This is a genomic window from Catellatospora sichuanensis (assembly GCF_007483665.1).
GTDB classification, from domain to species: Bacteria; Actinomycetota; Actinomycetes; order Mycobacteriales; family Micromonosporaceae; genus Catellatospora; species Catellatospora sichuanensis.
In genome coordinates this window covers 5,105-19,587 of sequence record NZ_ML660188.1, presented here as the reverse complement: position 1 = coordinate 19,587, position 14,483 = coordinate 5,105, and the positions used below count along the sequence as shown (strand labels likewise).

The following is a 14,483-nucleotide window of genomic DNA, read 5'->3' as shown; positions in this document are numbered from 1 at the left end:
CAGCGCGCCTGGTCGCACCGCCGGTACGTGCGACGCCGTCCGCGGATCCGGATGCTCAGTAGCCGCCGCGGACCTGGTTGTCGAGCGGTTCGCCCGCGATGTGGCGGCGCACCTGGGTGCCGACCAGCCGGTACGCCCGCGGCACCGTGCCCCGCACCGCGCCCGCGATGTGGGGTGTCAGCAGCACGTTCGGCATGTCCCAGAGCGGGCTGTCGGGCGGCAGCGGCTCGGGGTCGGTCACGTCGAGCGCCGCTCGCAGCCGCCCGCTCGCCAGCTCCGCGGTCAGCGCCGCGGCGTCGGCCACCCGCCCGCGGGCGGCGTTGACCAGCAGCGCTCCGTCGGGCATCGCGGCCAGGAACGCGGCGTCGACCATGCCTTCGGTCTGCTCGGTCAGCGGCACCAGCAGCACCACCACGTCGGCGTCGGGCAGCAGCCGGGGCAGGTCGGCGACGCCGTGCACGCCGTCGCGGGCGGTGTGCGCCACGTTCGTCACCTGCACGCCGAACGGGGTCAGCCGGGCCGCGGCGGCCGCGCCGATGGAGCCCGCGCCTACGATCAGCACCCGCTTGCCGCAAAGCTCATCGGTGGGCGTCACCTCCCCGTCCGCGAACCGGTGCGCGGCCTGCGCGCGGGCGAAGTGGTCGAAGCGGCGCAACGAGGAGATGATCGCGCCGACCACCCACTCGGCGACGTTCGGATCGTGCACGCCACGCGCGTCGCACAGTGTCACGCCGTCCCGCAGCCGCCCGATCCACGCGTCGGCTCCCGCCGACAGCAGCTGGATCACCTTCAGGCCGGTCATCGGCCGGGCCAGGGCGACGAGGTCCGGGCTGTTCACGTTGGGCGGCACCCAGAACTCGACCTCGGCGGGATCACCCGGCAGCGGCGCGTCGACCGCCGGCAGCACCGCGATGTCGACACCGCCCGGCAGTGGTCCCATCAACTCCCGACCGGCCTCATGGGCGATCCACATCCGCACGTTCCCACGCTATCGGCCGCCGGTCGCCGCGAGGCGGCTCTTGGCGAACCGGGCGGCAGCCGGTTCGGCAGCCGAAACCGCCTGCCGCAGGCAACCGGCAGGCGAACGCCCACCGTTGCTACAGGACGTTGGGGACGAGCAACTCCTCGAGCCAGCCGGGCACGGCGGGGCCGTACTCGGCCAGCGACCCGGGGTCGGCGTCCTGCAGGGAGCGCTGCCAGGACAGGGCACGGCTCACCTTGGCGGCCTGCACCGCGGGCTCGACCTCGGCGGCCAGCTCGGCGCGGGTGCCGAACCCGGTCCACGGCTCCAGGTAGGCGTCGCGCAACCGGGCCAGCACCGGGTCGCCGGGCTTGAGGTCGTAGCGGTCCGCAGCGATCCGCATGGCGATCAGCAGCACCGCGAACGGGTGCGCCACCGACGCGTCACCCCAGTCGAAGAACCGGTACCCGTCACCGACCAGCACGTTCGCGTCGTGCAGGTCGTCGTGCTGCACCGACACCGGCACCACGCTCGCGGCGACCTGCTCGCACAGCAGCCGATAGCCCGGCTCGTACGCCCGCAGCAGCGCCGCCTGTTCCGCAGCCAGCGAACCGCCGACCAGCGGGTCGCCGAGCAGGGTCGCGAAATGGCCGGGCAGCTGGGCCGCAGTCATGTCGGGCACGCCCAGCGCGATCATCTCGGCTGCGCGCGGGGCCAGGTCGCGTTGCAGCTCGGCGTGCCGGGCCAGCAGGTCCTCCCAGTGCGCCGGGTCGTCGGCGGCGACCTCGCGCAGCGTCCTGCCGCCGTCGGGCAGCAGCGACCAGCCGCGCTCGCCGTCGATCGCGATGGGTTCCAGGACCCGGCCAGGCGCCCAGCGGCCCAGCGCGTCGAGCAGGCGTGCCTCGTACGTCGAGCAGTGGCCGTTGGCCTTGAACCACAGCGTGCCGTCGCCGACCGGCACCTTCGCGAGCACGGACCACGGCCGTACCCGGGTCTGCTCGACCGGGCCGGTCGCCCGCAGACCGGCCTCGGCCAGGGACTCGTCGATCCAGGCCAGCGCCTGCGCCCAGTCGGGTGTCACGGTGTTGTCCATGTCCGGCAGGCTACCGGCGCGCTGACCTGCGCCGCCCGCGATATTCCGGCCGCCTGCGCACACCGTTTGTCCGGAATTCGGCTAGACCGCCACGATCAGCAGCGCCGACACGAGCAGGGCGAGCAGGTGCAGGGCCTGGTCGGCGGCGTACATGCCGCAGACCGGCGTGGTCAGCTCCGCGAAGCGGGGCGAGCCGGTGGCCCGCAGCAGCGCCCGCACCGGCCAGCGGCGGTCCAGCAGCGCGTGGGTCGCCACGGAGAAGGCCAGGCCCGCGGCGATGCCCCAACCCGACAGCGGCAGCCGCAGCACCGCCGTCGTGCCGACCAGCAGCACGGCCATGGTCACGTGGTATCCGGCGAGGTGCCCGGCCATCGCGGTCCAGCCGCGCCGGCCGGCCGCGGCCTTGCCCTCCGCCTGCCGGTCGGTCTGCGCGACGTGGTCGCCGAGCTGGTGCCCGACGTACAGCACGAGGAGCACGACGGCGAAGGTTGCCGCGCGGGCCACCACCATCGGATCGGGAACGGAGGACATGCCATCCATGGTGGCCCGCGACTGCACGCTCTGCTGCGATCCAGCCGACACTTTCGATGTGTGCTGCACTACGGAGTGAGCGTGGAATGTGGCCTGGAACTCCTCCGAGCCGCTCGGTAGGGTGTCGGGTTCAGCACAGTGACCACGGGGAGTCCACATGTCGTACGCCGCTCTCGTCCGGCCCGCGATCGACCGCGTCTACATCGGAATGCGTACGGCCGCCCGCGACCGGGTGCGGCTGCTGACCGAGCAGACCGGGCTGCGCCAAGGCCTCAACAGCAGTTTCTACTTCGGGCTGCTGGCCCGGCCGATGCCCGCCGCCGCGTTCGCGGCCGTCACCGCCTACGGTGCCGGCGACATGAGCGACGAACTGGAGCAGGCCATCATGGCTGTCGACGACGCCGGCACGTGGTCGCTGACCGACACCGGACACACCTACACCCTGGCGTTGCAGCAGGCGATCGCCGACGCGGCGCAGGAGCAATGGGGCCAGACGTTCCGCGGCGCACTGCCCGGCGAGGCGGCCCTGCCGCGGCTGGCCGAGCTGCTCGCCGTCCTGCTCAAGGCCGGCGAGGCCACCGGCGGTCCGGCGTTCGGCGCCGCGACGCCGGTGTACGAGCCGGCCGGTGCGTCGTACGCGCTGCAGGTCAGCACCCGGCTGGGTGCGCTGCGCCACCACCGCGGCGACGCGCACCGGGCGGCCTGGGCCGCCGCCGGGCTGACCCTGGAGCAGTTGCGCGCGCTGTCGCCGGGCGACCCGCTGCGGGTGTCGATCGAGCAGGATACGAACCGCCGTGACGAGCCGATCTACGAAGTGCTGACCGAGACTGAGCGGTGGGAGCTGCTGGGCCTGCTGGCCGCCCTGCCGAACTGAACCGTCGCGCTCGGGCCGCCCGCGGCGGCGCCCCGGCCGAGCGGCCCAGGCGCTCGCCCGAGCGTCCCGGGCCGATCTCGCCGCGCCGGGGCGCTACAGGCCCAGCCCTTCCAGCACGGTGGCACCGGGCAGGCCCGCCAGCACCTTGCCGGGCACGATGATCTTTCCGCGCCGGTTGCCGGAGCCGATCACCACATACGGCGCGTCCGCGACGGCGGCGTCGACCAGCACCGGCCAGCTGTCGGGCAGGCCGATCGGGGTGATGCCGCCGTACTGCATCCCGGTCAGCGACACGGCCTCGTCCATCGGCGCGAACGACGCCTTGCGTGCCCCGAGGTGCTTGCGGACCAGGCCGTTGACGTCGGCGCGGGTGCTGGCCAGCACCATGCACGCCGCGTAGGTCACGTCCTGCCCGCGCTTGGCGGCCACCACCACGCAGTTGGCGGACAGCTCCGGCGCCACCTCGTACGCCTCGCCGAAGTTCGCGGTGTCGGCCAGCTCCGGGTCGGTGTCCACGACCAGGACCGATTCGACCGGCTCGGCGCCGGTCCAACCGGCCAGGGCCTTGGTCACGGGCGCGGCCACGAGGTCGGCACGGTCCACGGCGGGCCAGGCCGCCTCGAAGTTTCCGATGGGTGCAGCAGACATGCGACCGATGCTACCCAGGCAACCGATAGGCTCGGCGTTGCCATGGAGGGATGTCTGTTCTGCGAGATCGCGGCCGGGGCGCGCCCGGCATGGCTGGTGCACGCCGACGACACGGTCGTGGCTTTCCTGGACACCCGGCCGGTGTTCCCCGGTCACGTGCTGGTGGTGCCGCGCGAGCACGTGCCGACCCTGCACGACCTGCCCACCGGGGCCGTCGGCGGCTACTTCCAGCAGGTCCAGCGCATCGCCGGGGCCGTCGAGTCGGCGATGTCGGCCCAGGGCACCTTCGTCGCCCTCAACAACAAGATCAGCCAGAGCGTGCCGCACCTGCACACCCACGTCGTGCCCCGCAGCAAGGGCGACGGCCTGCGCGGCTTCTTCTGGCCCCGCACCAAGTACGCCGACGACGCGCAAGCCCGCTCGCACGCCGACGCGATCGCGGCCGCGCTCGCCGAAGCCTGAGCCCCAGCGAGCCGGACCGCACCGCAAAGGGGGCCCACGGCCGCTCGTGGCCGTCGACCCCCTTCGTGTCCTCTTACGGGGCGGCCGCAGGCTGCGCGGTCACCGCGACGGCGTTCATCGCCGCCGTGAAACCGCCGGAACCCCTGCACAGGAGCACGACCTCGCCGCCCGCGCCCAGGTTGACCTGGGCGGCGACGGCGCCGGAGCTGGCGAACGACGCGCCGTCGACACCTGCCCGCGGGTCCGCCTCGGCCATGGTGCCGGCAGCCTGGGCCGGGCCGTCCGCCGTGGCCTTGAACGCGAGCAGGCACTGGAACTGCGGCGACTGGCCGATCCTCGCCGCACTGAGCGTCGTCGTCACCTGGTAGGTGCCGGCCGGCAGGTTGGTGAGGCTCAGCACGGTGGTGTCATCGGCCGAGAGGGTGCCGTCCCGCTCGACGTCGCTGAACCCGGCGGGCGGCGTGGCCGGTCCGGCAGGCCCAGCCGGACCCTTCGGGCCCTGCGGTCCTGGCGTGCCCCGGTCGCCCTTGGGCCCCTTGACGTTCCAGGTGAGGGCCTGCTCCTGCTTGGTGCAGCCGTTGCCGCCGCCCCTGGGCAGCTCGGGGATGCGCACGTCGCCGGTCTTCTTGTTCACGCACGCCTTGATGACGGCGGCGGCCTCGGGCTGGGCCTGGGCGAAGCTGCCGAAGGCCAGCAGGGTCGCGGCCGCCAGGCCCGCCACGCCCAGCACGCGCTGCGCCCGGCGTCGGACGAACGAATTCACGTCTCTCCTCGATGGAAGATCGGATCCCGGTGAAGGATCGGAGAAGACGGTTATAGCGAGCTAATAGGGCGAACCGGCGGCGCCATGCCGCACTGTACGTAGCTATACGCCTACACAGTGCGACATGGTGACCGCCGGGCTCGCCGGTTCAGGCGACGGGAACGGTCTCGCGCACGAAGTCGAGCAGCAGCGGGTTCAGCTCCTCGGGCCGCTCCATGCTCGGCAGGTGCCCGGCCCAGTCCAGGTGCACGTGACGCGACCCGGCGAGCTGCTTCGACAGCCGCTCGGCGATGTCGCGGAAGTCGGCGAAGTCGTGCTCCCCGGACACCAGCAGGCACGGTGCGGTGATCGCGGTCAGGTCGACGTCCTTCTTGATCGAGCCGTGCTCCTCCTCCACGGGGGCGAGCTGCACCTCGAACGCGTGGCGCTGCATCCGGCGCACCAGGTCGCGGGTCGCGTCGTCGGCGTGCGGGCCGATCCACGCCGTGACGTTGAGTTCGGTCGCCCCGGCGACGTCGCCGGCTTCGAGCAGCGCGTCCTCCTGGTCGCCGAACGCGCTGAGTCGGGCACTGGGCTCGTGGTCGGCGACCGCGGTGCACAGCAGCGCCAGCGCGGTCGTGCGCTGCGGCAGGCGTGCCGCGAACTCGAGCGCGACCCGGCCGCCACCGGACGACCCGATCAGCGCCGCGCGCTCGATGCCGAGCGCGTCGAGCAGGTCCGCGACGTCGTCGGCGTTGTTGAACGGCCGGTCGGGCATGGGGGTGTCACCGAATCCGCGCAGGTCGCAGCGCACCACGCGGTAACCGGCCGCGGTCAGGACCGGCAGCTGTGGATCCCACATCCGCCGATCGCAGACCGTGGAATGCAGCAGAACGATCGTCGGGCCGTCACCGGCCACGTCATGTGAAAGTGTCATCGCGGGCCACGTTAGTGATCAAACTCGGGCTCCGCCTCCCGATATCGGCCGCAGGTGAGCTGGGTCACCGCGCGGACTGGAAGACCGCGGTCGTGGTGGCCAGGAAGTACACGACCATCAGCACCGCGGCGAGCATCGCGGCGCGCATGGCGAGCATCCACGCCTTGCGGGCGGTCTTCACCGCGGCCTTGGCCTTCGGCACCCCGGCGACGGCGGACTTGTATCCCGCACCCGCCTGCTGCATCTTCAGCCACCGGCGGCCGACCAGGATCCCCAGCAGCACTCCGATAATGCCGATCATCAGCGCGTCCCCGGACATGCACAGAACCTAACCGTCCGATCGACTCGACGCGATACCTCATTCATCCACTTTGCCCACCCCGCAACGGAGGACCGCCTGCCGTCGCGGCGAGTGCAGACCGTTCGAAGGGGACCGTGCCGGTCTCGCCGGGTCGGGCCGTATGCAGGACCGGCGGTCAGTGCGGGAAGACCCGCGGAATCCGGGTGTCGGTCTCGTTGCGGAACGCCTCGATCGCGGCGCTCACCTGCCGCATCAGGTGCGTGCCCTCGATCCGGTCCAGCAGCAGGTTGCGCGCGGCGAGCCCCGCCAGGTCGACGGTGAAGTAGACCGCCATCAGCGGGTTCACGAACAGCCGGCTGCCGCCGGTGCGGCGGGTGAACTGCACGTCCCCGTGCAGGCCCTGCAGCGCCGCGGCGATCTGCCCGTTGACGATGCTCGGCCACCCCGGCGTCAGCGCCCGGGCGTGCACGACCGCCTCCACGTACGCCCGGCCCTGCGGTGAGTGCCCCGGGATCGACAGCGCGCCCAGATACGCCCCGGCCCTGTCGAGTTCGGCGAGGTTCTCCAGCACCTGCACGTGATTGACGCCGTGGTGGGCGTCGATGCCGAAGCCGAGGCAGGTGACCAGCTTGACGGCCACGTCCAGCCCGGCGACCGCGGCGAGGCTGGTCATGTCCTCCTCCGGGGTGCCCAGCCCGGTCTCGTCGCCGCGCATCAGGATGTCGGTGCCGCCGTCGACGAGCACGATCGCGTCCGGCGCCAGCCGGCCCACCAGGAGCCGGTACGCCTCGCGCAGCGGCTGCACACCCACCCGCGGGAACGCGTACACCGTCGACGGCAGGCCGTTGGCCTCCAGCCACAGCGCCAGGGTCCGCTCGGGGAAGTAGTCGTCCAGGCCCTTGGTCCAGGGGCCGATCGCCGCGACGTCCGGGTCCAGCCACACCTCGGTGTCGAGGGCGTTCAGATCGGCGAACGACAGGTTCGCCAGGTGCACCTGTACGCCGTCGGCGTGCAACTGCAGGGCCAGCGGCAGGCCCGCGTACACGTCGAATCCGCCCCCGGCCCCGGCGATCAGCACGCGCTCGCACCCGGCCAGGGCCTCGAACAGCCCCGGCGTGCGCAGCGACGGCATCAGACCGGATCGGCCGGGAAGAACCGCCCGGCCAACGTCAGGTACTCGTTGGACTCCAGGAACCGGCCCAGCACGAACCCGGACGCGGGGGTGAACGCGCGCCCGCTGAGCACGTCCTCGCCCGCCACGAACTCGGCGAGCACGCCGTCCTGCGGCACGATGTCCGGAGTCCAGGCGGGCGTGCCCGCGGCGAAGAAGTACACGTCGGTCCGCGTGCCCGGCAGGAATCCGTGCCAGAACAGTCCCGGCTCGCCGTCGACCGGCAGGCCGGTCTGCTCGGCGACGTGCCGCTTGGCGGCGTTGACCGGGGTCTCACCGGCCCGGATCGCACCACCGGGCAGGCTCCACCGGTTGGCCCGCACCGTCGACTGCTCGTCGCGCATCCGCAGCAGCACGGCGCCGGTCCGGCCCACCAGGGCGGTCAGCGCGATACGGGTGGTCATGGGGCGAGCCTACTTCGCCACGTCACGCCCGCGCTGTCCCGCGACCGCGGCTGTCGGACCGGCGGCATACGCTGGCCCCATGTCCGAGCCCAAGACGACGAAGAACGACGCGAGCGTCGAGGAGTTCCTCGCCGGTGTCGCCGACGCCCGCCGCCGGGCCGACGCCCAGGCGGTGTGCGAGCTGATGGAGGACGTCACCGGGCAGCCGCCGGTGATGTGGGGCAGCGCCATCGTCGGCTTCGGGCAATACCGCTACGTCTACGCCTCCGGCAAGCAGGGCGACTGGCCCGCCGTCGGCTTCTCCCCGCGCAAGCAGAGCCTGGTCCTGTACGTCACCGAAGGCTTCGACGTGCACGGCGACCTGCTGGCCAGGCTCGGCCCGGTCACCACCAGCAAGGCCTGCCTGTACGTCAAGAAGCTGGCTGACGTGGACACCGCCGCCCTGCGGGAGCTGATCGCCAGCGCGTTCGCCCAGGTCCACGGGAAGACGATCACGAGCTGACCGGCCGTGCCGACGCCGGCCGGGCATGGCAGGTCACCTAGAGTGAGCCGGTGCTGATCCTGCTGCCGCCGTCCGAGGGCAAGGCCGACGCCGGCTCCGGCAAGCCGCTGGACCTGGCAGGGCTGTCCCTGCCCGCCCTGCACCCCGCCCGCGAGCGCGCCCTGGCCGCGCTGCTGGCGCTGTGCTCCGGCGACGCCGACACGGCCGCGGACGTGCTCGGGCTCAGCCCCGGCCTGCGCGGCGAGATCACCCGCAACACGCTGCTGCGTACCGCCAAGGCACTGCCCGCGGGCAGCCTTTACACCGGCGTGCTATACGACAACCTGGGCCTGGCCGACCTGCCCGCCCCGGCGAAGACCCGCGCCCGACGCTCGCTGCTCATCTTCTCCGGGCTGTGGGGCGCGCTGCGCATCGACGACCGCATCCCGCCCTACCGCTGCGCCATGGGCGTGCGCCTACCCGGTGTCGGCCTGCTCACCACCCACTGGCGCGACGCGATGGCCCAGGCCCTTCCCGAGGCCGCGGGCACCGGCCTGGTCCTGGACCTGCGCTCGTCGATGTACACCCCGGCGTGGACGCCCCGCGGCGACGTCGCCACCCGCACCGCCACCGTGCGGGTGCTGCACGAACGCAACGGTGCCCGGACCGTGGTCAGCCACTTCAACAAGGCCACCAAGGGCCGCATCGTGCGCGACCTGCTCGCCGACGGCGGCAACCCGCGCACCCCGGCCGAACTCGCCACCGCCCTGCGCGACCTGAAGCACACCGTCGAGGAACAGCCGCCCGCCAAGCCTGGACGGCCCTGGCAGCTCGACGTCATCGTCACCGAACTCTGACCGCCTGCCCAGGCGCGCCGCGCGCCGCGCCACCGTAAATCCTTTGTGCCAGGCGATCACGACCGCCTACGGTATGGACACCACCCGGACAGGACAGGAGGACAGCGATGCGACCGCAGCACACCGGCGATCAGCGATGGTCCCCGTCCCGCCGCGCCGTGACCCGCTCCTGGTCCACGGACGACACCGACGATCCGATCCCGGGTGACCGGCGCCGCTGAGCGCCCTGCGAACGGCCGACGCCGCCCTCGCCCCGGAACACCGGGCGACGGGCGGTTCTTCATTTCCACGCATGCGGGTGTAGCTCAACGGTCAGAGCACCGGCCTCCAAATCCGAAGGTTGCGGGTTCGAATCCTGCCGCCCGTGCGACACAACTTCATACGCTGCCGGTGTGGCTCAGTGGTGAGAGCACCCGCCTGTCGAGCGGGGGGCCGCGGGTTCGATTCCCGTCACCGGCGCAATTCCGCGGTTTAGCGCCGCGAAAAGGGGTATCTCCTGGCCGAAGGAGGTACCCCGATGAACACCGGACAGATCATCTTGTTGCTGATCGTGCTCGCCGTGCTCGCGGCCGGCGCGTACGTCGCCTGGACGGCCATGCGCCGCCAGTCGCTGCGCCGCCGCTTCGGCCCCGAGTACGACCGCGCCGTCGCCGAGCACGACACCCGGACTGACGCCGAGCGGGACCTGCGCGACCGCGAGCGCCGCCACGCCGAGCTGGAACTGCGGGAGCTGACCCCGGAGGACCACGCTCAGTTCGTGGTCCGCTGGCACGCGCTGCAGTCGCATTTCATCGACGCCCCGGCCGACGCGGTGGGGGAGGCCGACGAGCTCGTCCGTGACCTGATCACGGCGCGCGGTTACCCCGGCGACGACGACGAGGAGCAGCTCGCTCAGCTGTCCGTCGACCACGCCGCCACGCTGGCCTCGTACCGCGAGGCCAAGGAGATCGCCGATCGCAACAGCCGCGGCGAAGCCGGCACCGAGGACCTGCGCATCGGGGTGGTCCGCTACCGCGAGCTGGTCGCCCAGCTGCTCGGCGAGGACCCGGTGCCCGCGGAGCCCACCCCCGCCGCGACGCCCGCCGCCGCAGCGCCCCCCACCACCCGCCGTGACGAGGAGGTCCACGCATGACCTACGACACCAGAGCCCAGTTCAACCAAGGCCTCGTCGACTCCGACGACGACCTGGACCCGCGCGACCGGCACAACGGCGTGCCGCACCAGGATCGCTCCGACGACGTCGTCGACGGCGAGATCGTGGACCCCGACGGCGAGCCGGAGCACCGCCACGACCAGGACGGCGTCGTGCACGCCGAGCAGGATGCCGCACGCGACGGCGAGCCTGTCGAGCCGGTGGACCTCGACGGTTTCGGCGGCAGCACCGAGGGCGGCCACGACGTCGCCACCCCCCACGACGGCGAGACGCCGGCCCTGGAGGACGTCGCCGACGACGAGCCCGACGCGACCGACGACCCGGCCCATCCCGAGGCCCACATCGGCGAGGACCCGGCCGACCGGGCCGACCCGGTCGTGCCCGCCGACGAGGTGCAGGACGAGACGGTCGCACAGGCCGTCGACGACGACGAGCCGGTCGACTCGGAGACCAGGACGCTCGACGATCTGGCCGACGTGGAGGTGCCGGCCGACGACGCCCTCGCCGACACCGCGGACCGCCCGGTGGACGGCCACGACGACGACGTCGTGGCCCCCGACGGCACACCCGCCGACGAGCCCACCCCAGCCGACCTGGCGGTCGAGGACCTGACCACGCCGGACGCGACCGCCGATGACCCGGACCGCGCCGATGACCCGGTGGACCAGCCCGTGGCGACCGACGCCGCAGACCTCGCGACCGAGGACGGGGTGCAGGTCGTGGGCGGACCGGATGCGGTCGACCCGCCGCCGGCGACCGAGTCCACCGACGTCGACACGCTGGTGGCGGCGGCCTCGCTGTGGCCTGCGACGGCCGCCGAGGACCTGCGTACCCGGTGGCAGGCCGCGCAGCTGCGGTTCGTCGACGACCCGCCCGCGGTGGCCGCGGAGCTGCGTGACCTGGTCGGCGAGGCCGTGCGCACGCTGCAGGAGTCGCTGGCCGACCGGCAGCGTGAGCTGGACGGGGCGTTCGGTGACGCGGGCACGGACACCGAGCGGCTGCGCCTGGCCGTGCAGCGTTACCGCGACTTCCACGAGCAGTTGCTGGAGCGGTAGAGCTCCCGGCGGCTGCCTCCTACCTGCCATGCATCCGGCCGCCGCCGGGTACGAACTGCGGGACGTCCCACCTCGGGGGACGTCCCGCAGTTCGTCGTCACGGCTTGGGGGTGACGGTCTTCCCGTCGATCTCGACCTTGCCGGCGCAGCCGGTGACCAGCGGTGCGGCGTGGACGTACAGCTCGTACCGGTCGGCGGTGTACCGCACCGGGAAGTACGCCTTGGCCCAGACCCTGACCTCGGGGTGTTTGCCGATGCGACGCGGCCGGGCGAACAGCACCCCGTCGGCGGCGGACGCCGCGGCGGTGATCTCGGCATCGGTGAGCCAGCCGGAGTCGATACGCACGTGGGAGGTGTCCACCAGCCACGGCGGCGTACGCAGCCCGGCGCGGGCCAGCATCGCCTGATCGTCGGACACGAGCACCACATCGCGGGGCAGGGCGCGCAGGCACGCCTCGACCGACGTGTCGGCGAGCACCGGCGCGACGGTGCTGTGCGTGGTCTGCCACGTTCCCGCCACGAGAGCCGCCACGACCGCCACGGCACCGGCCCAGCGGCGGCGCGGCCCGGTGATCCGTTGCACCACACGCCGCGCCACCGCCCACAGCGCGGCCACGCCCAGCACTATCAGCGCCCCGGCGGGTGCGATGAACAGCAGCACGTGGTGCTTGAACACCGGATGATGCAGGTACCCGTACGGCACGATCGCCGCTGCCCACACCGCGATCGCCGCGACGTCGGCACGCCCACCGGACCGGCCGGGCAGGCACAGCGCGAGCAGCCCGCCGACGCCCGCGGCGATGAAGTACGGCAGACCCCAGTCCCCGGTGTTACGGATCATCCCGACGACGTCGGGCGAGTTGACGGACTCCGCCGCCTTCAGATGGAACGAGAACACCTGGTCCCAGGCCGCCCGCCCAGGGCGTATCACCAGCAGCGCGGTCGCCGCCGCGGCGGCGAACCCGGCCAGGAAGCACCCGATCGCCACCGCGGTGCGCCGCAGCCACGCCCAGAACCCGGGCACGCCCGCGCTGGCGGTGGCCAGCAGCGCCAGCGCCAGCGACGGCACCACCACCACGGCGATCAGCTTCACCAGCGCGGCCAGGCACAGTGCGGCCCCCGACCCGGCCCACCACCACCGGGCCGACCGGCCCGCGCTACGGGCCCGCAGCGCCAGGCACAGCGCTACCCCGCCCAGCGCCGCGGCGGGCAGGTCCGCGCCGAACTGGAAGCTGTAACGCTGCACCAGCGGGAATGCGGCCACCGCGAGCGCGGCGAGCATCCCGGCGCGGGGTCCGCGCAGCACCGCGGCCATACCGGCCGCGCTCGCCGCGAGCAGCATCGTGAACCCGGTCATCAGCAGCCGGGCGGTGGTCTCCCCGTCCACTGCGCCGAGCAGCGCGAACGGCTGTGCGACCAGCCACGGGAACAGCGGCGGCTGGGCGTGGAAAACCTCCGTGTACGGCCGTGCGCCGTCGGCGATGGCCAGCGCGGTCTGCCAGTACACGCCGTCGTCGTAGTCCAGTACCTGGGCGCGGCTGGTGGCGGCCCGGTAGGCGAACGTCCACGCCGCGGCCGCGGCGACCGCGGCCCACAGCAGCGCATCGCGCACCACGGTTAAACGCAAAGTGACGGTGGCACCTGTCATCGTGTTCCGTCCTGGGTCCAGGCAGCAGGGCGCCACTCGACGGCGTCGGCGCGTGGCGGGGGCCCGCAGAAGCTAACACCGCCAATGGTGACCATGCAGCACCAAAGGCTTGTGTCGCGCATATCGGGCAGACCTCACGACGCGACGGACTCACAACGACCCGCTCGCTCAATTTCGGTGGAGGTCAGCGACACTTCGGACCGAGCCTGGCGTCAACCGGAGTTGACACGGCGGCGGTTGTCAACCTACATTGACATCATGAGCGACGCGACAAAACTCGCCGCCGCAGCCGGCAGCGCCGACCCCGGCGTCGGCCTGCGCGCCGTGCTCGCCCTGCGACGGCTGCTCGAAACCCTCGAGACACTGCAGGTCGGCAACGCCCGCAAAGCAGGCTGGTCCTGGCAGGAGATCGCCGACGCCCTCGGCGTCAGCCGACAGGCCGTACACAAGAAACACGCCGGCCGCTGGCCCGGACCGGACCGACGGGAGAAGTGATGTTCGAACGATTCACCACCGCCGCACGCGAAGTCGTCAGGGGCGCCCAGGACGAAGCCCGCCACTGCGGTCAGCAGCACTACATCGGCACCGAACACCTGCTGCTCGGCCTGCTCCGCCCGACCAGCGGCATCCCGTACGACCTGCTCACCGCCGCGGGCCTCGACCGCGACCAGGTAACCGCCGCCATCAGCCGCCACCTCGGCACCGCCGAGCCCCTCGGCGCCGCCGATGCCGCCGCGCTCCAGGCCATCGGCATCGACCTCGACGCGGTACGCGCCAAACTCGAGGAGACCTTCGGCCCCGGCGCCCTCAACCAGGTCACCCCACCACCCCGGCGCGGCCTGTTCCGCCGCCGCCCCCACGTCGCCGTCAGCGAAGGCCGCCACATCCCCTTCACCCCGCGCAGCAAAGTCGTGCTCGAACTGTCCCTGCGCGAAGCCCTGCGCCTCAAACACAAGTACATCGGCACCGAGCACATCCTGCTCGGCATGATCCGTGAGGGCAAAGGGCTCGCCGCCCTGATCGTCACCGAGGCCGGTATCGACCTCGACGACCTGCGCCGGCGCACCGAACAGGCCATTACGGCTCGCGGCTGACAACCGGCGCGGCCGGGGGGACCCCCCCCCGCCGCGCCCCCGGTGCCCGGAGGGGGCGCGAGCCACTGGGC

At 72.7% G+C, this 14,483-nt stretch carries 18 protein-coding genes and 2 tRNA genes; 10 read left to right on the top strand and 10 right to left on the bottom strand.

Features of this window, described 5'->3' with window-relative positions; translation table 11 throughout:
• Positions 1-55: 55 nt before the first annotated feature.
• The 3 genes from FLL47_RS08905 to FLL47_RS08895 all read right to left on the bottom strand — a co-directional run bounded on the left by FLL47_RS08905 (position 56) and on the right by FLL47_RS08895 (position 2,585).
• The gene (locus FLL47_RS08905; RefSeq protein ID WP_144119980.1) at positions 56-979 is read right to left on the bottom strand and encodes a 2-hydroxyacid dehydrogenase; all 924 of its coding nucleotides are present in this window, start codon (positions 977-979) and stop codon (positions 56-58) included.
• Positions 980-1,097: 118 nt separating this feature from the next.
• Positions 1,098-2,054, bottom strand: a complete 957-nt coding sequence (locus FLL47_RS08900; RefSeq protein ID WP_144119979.1) for a phosphotransferase — start codon at positions 2,052-2,054, stop codon at positions 1,098-1,100.
• An 81-nt stretch (positions 2,055-2,135) separates the two neighbouring features.
• Entirely contained in the window at positions 2,136-2,585 is a 450-nt protein-coding gene (locus FLL47_RS08895) for a DUF3307 domain-containing protein (RefSeq protein ID WP_246157689.1), read from the bottom strand.
• Between the two features lie 157 nt (positions 2,586-2,742).
• Between FLL47_RS08895 and FLL47_RS08890 the strand changes: the two genes are divergently transcribed.
• Entirely contained in the window at positions 2,743-3,459 is a 717-nt protein-coding gene (locus FLL47_RS08890; protein ID WP_144119978.1) for a hypothetical protein, read from the top strand.
• 93 nt (positions 3,460-3,552) lie between these two features.
• Here FLL47_RS08890 and FLL47_RS08885 read toward each other — a convergent pair whose 3' ends face one another.
• Complete coding sequence (locus FLL47_RS08885) at positions 3,553-4,107, bottom strand: YbaK/EbsC family protein (RefSeq protein WP_144119977.1); 555 nt, start codon at positions 4,105-4,107, stop codon at positions 3,553-3,555.
• Positions 4,108-4,149: 42 nt separating this feature from the next.
• On the opposite strand from FLL47_RS08885, the gene FLL47_RS08880 reads away from it, so the two are divergent.
• Positions 4,150-4,569 carry an HIT family protein gene (locus FLL47_RS08880; protein ID WP_144119976.1) on the top strand — a complete coding sequence of 140 codons (420 nt, stop codon included), beginning with the start codon at positions 4,150-4,152 and terminating at the stop codon, positions 4,567-4,569.
• 73 nt (positions 4,570-4,642) lie between these two features.
• Here the strand turns inward: FLL47_RS08880 and FLL47_RS08875 are convergent, their stop codons facing one another.
• The 5 genes from FLL47_RS08875 to FLL47_RS08855 all read right to left on the bottom strand — a co-directional run bounded on the left by FLL47_RS08875 (position 4,643) and on the right by FLL47_RS08855 (position 8,124).
• Positions 4,643-5,332, bottom strand: coding sequence for a collagen-like protein (locus FLL47_RS08875; protein WP_144119975.1), 690 nt, complete (start codon positions 5,330-5,332; stop codon positions 4,643-4,645).
• 148 nt (positions 5,333-5,480) lie between these two features.
• Positions 5,481-6,248 (bottom strand): alpha/beta fold hydrolase, encoded by a 768-nt coding sequence (locus FLL47_RS08870; protein WP_144119974.1) that lies wholly within the window; start codon positions 6,246-6,248, stop codon positions 5,481-5,483.
• A 64-nt stretch (positions 6,249-6,312) separates the two neighbouring features.
• Positions 6,313-6,567 (bottom strand): hypothetical protein, encoded by a 255-nt coding sequence (locus FLL47_RS08865; RefSeq protein ID WP_144119973.1) that lies wholly within the window; start codon positions 6,565-6,567, stop codon positions 6,313-6,315.
• 157 nt (positions 6,568-6,724) lie between these two features.
• Positions 6,725-7,681, bottom strand: coding sequence for a DUF1152 domain-containing protein (locus FLL47_RS08860; protein ID WP_144119972.1), 957 nt, complete (start codon positions 7,679-7,681; stop codon positions 6,725-6,727).
• Positions 7,681-8,124 carry an NUDIX domain-containing protein gene (locus FLL47_RS08855; RefSeq protein ID WP_144119971.1) on the bottom strand — a complete coding sequence of 148 codons (444 nt, stop codon included), beginning with the start codon at positions 8,122-8,124 and terminating at the stop codon, positions 7,681-7,683. Before FLL47_RS08855 ends, FLL47_RS08860 begins: the two co-directional genes overlap by 1 nt.
• Before the next feature lie 79 nt (positions 8,125-8,203).
• On the opposite strand from FLL47_RS08855, the gene FLL47_RS08850 reads away from it, so the two are divergent.
• The 6 genes from FLL47_RS08850 to FLL47_RS08825 all read left to right on the top strand — a co-directional run bounded on the left by FLL47_RS08850 (position 8,204) and on the right by FLL47_RS08825 (position 11,670).
• Positions 8,204-8,626 (top strand): DUF1801 domain-containing protein, encoded by a 423-nt coding sequence (locus FLL47_RS08850; RefSeq protein WP_144119970.1) that lies wholly within the window; start codon positions 8,204-8,206, stop codon positions 8,624-8,626.
• Between the two features lie 50 nt (positions 8,627-8,676).
• A complete protein-coding gene (gene yaaA, locus FLL47_RS08845; protein WP_144119969.1) occupies positions 8,677-9,462 on the top strand; it encodes a peroxide stress protein YaaA in 786 nt (261 codons plus the stop codon).
• A gap of 294 nt (positions 9,463-9,756) precedes the next feature.
• A tRNA-Trp gene (locus tag FLL47_RS08840) sits at positions 9,757-9,829 on the top strand.
• A gap of 19 nt (positions 9,830-9,848) precedes the next feature.
• A tRNA-Asp gene (locus FLL47_RS08835) sits at positions 9,849-9,921 on the top strand.
• 58 nt (positions 9,922-9,979) lie between these two features.
• Positions 9,980-10,594: a hypothetical protein gene (locus tag FLL47_RS08830; protein WP_186315620.1), complete on the top strand. Its 615-nt coding sequence runs from the start codon at positions 9,980-9,982 to the stop codon at positions 10,592-10,594.
• The gene (locus FLL47_RS08825; protein WP_144119968.1) at positions 10,591-11,670 is read left to right on the top strand and encodes a hypothetical protein; all 1,080 of its coding nucleotides are present in this window, start codon (positions 10,591-10,593) and stop codon (positions 11,668-11,670) included. Before FLL47_RS08830 ends, FLL47_RS08825 begins: the two co-directional genes overlap by 4 nt.
• A 97-nt stretch (positions 11,671-11,767) precedes the next feature.
• Here the strand turns inward: FLL47_RS08825 and FLL47_RS08820 are convergent, their stop codons facing one another.
• Positions 11,768-13,318 (bottom strand): ArnT family glycosyltransferase, encoded by a 1,551-nt coding sequence (locus FLL47_RS08820; RefSeq protein WP_144119967.1) that lies wholly within the window; start codon positions 13,316-13,318, stop codon positions 11,768-11,770.
• A 258-nt stretch (positions 13,319-13,576) separates the two neighbouring features.
• Here FLL47_RS08820 and FLL47_RS08815 point away from each other — a divergent pair, with 258 nt between their 5' ends.
• Both FLL47_RS08815 and FLL47_RS45135 read left to right on the top strand, forming a co-directional pair.
• Entirely contained in the window at positions 13,577-13,813 is a 237-nt protein-coding gene (locus tag FLL47_RS08815) for a helix-turn-helix domain-containing protein (RefSeq protein WP_144119966.1), read from the top strand.
• A complete protein-coding gene (locus tag FLL47_RS45135) occupies positions 13,813-14,412 on the top strand; it encodes a Clp protease N-terminal domain-containing protein (protein WP_144119965.1) in 600 nt (199 codons plus the stop codon). Before FLL47_RS08815 ends, FLL47_RS45135 begins: the two co-directional genes overlap by 1 nt.
• Positions 14,413-14,483 lie beyond the last annotated feature (71 nt).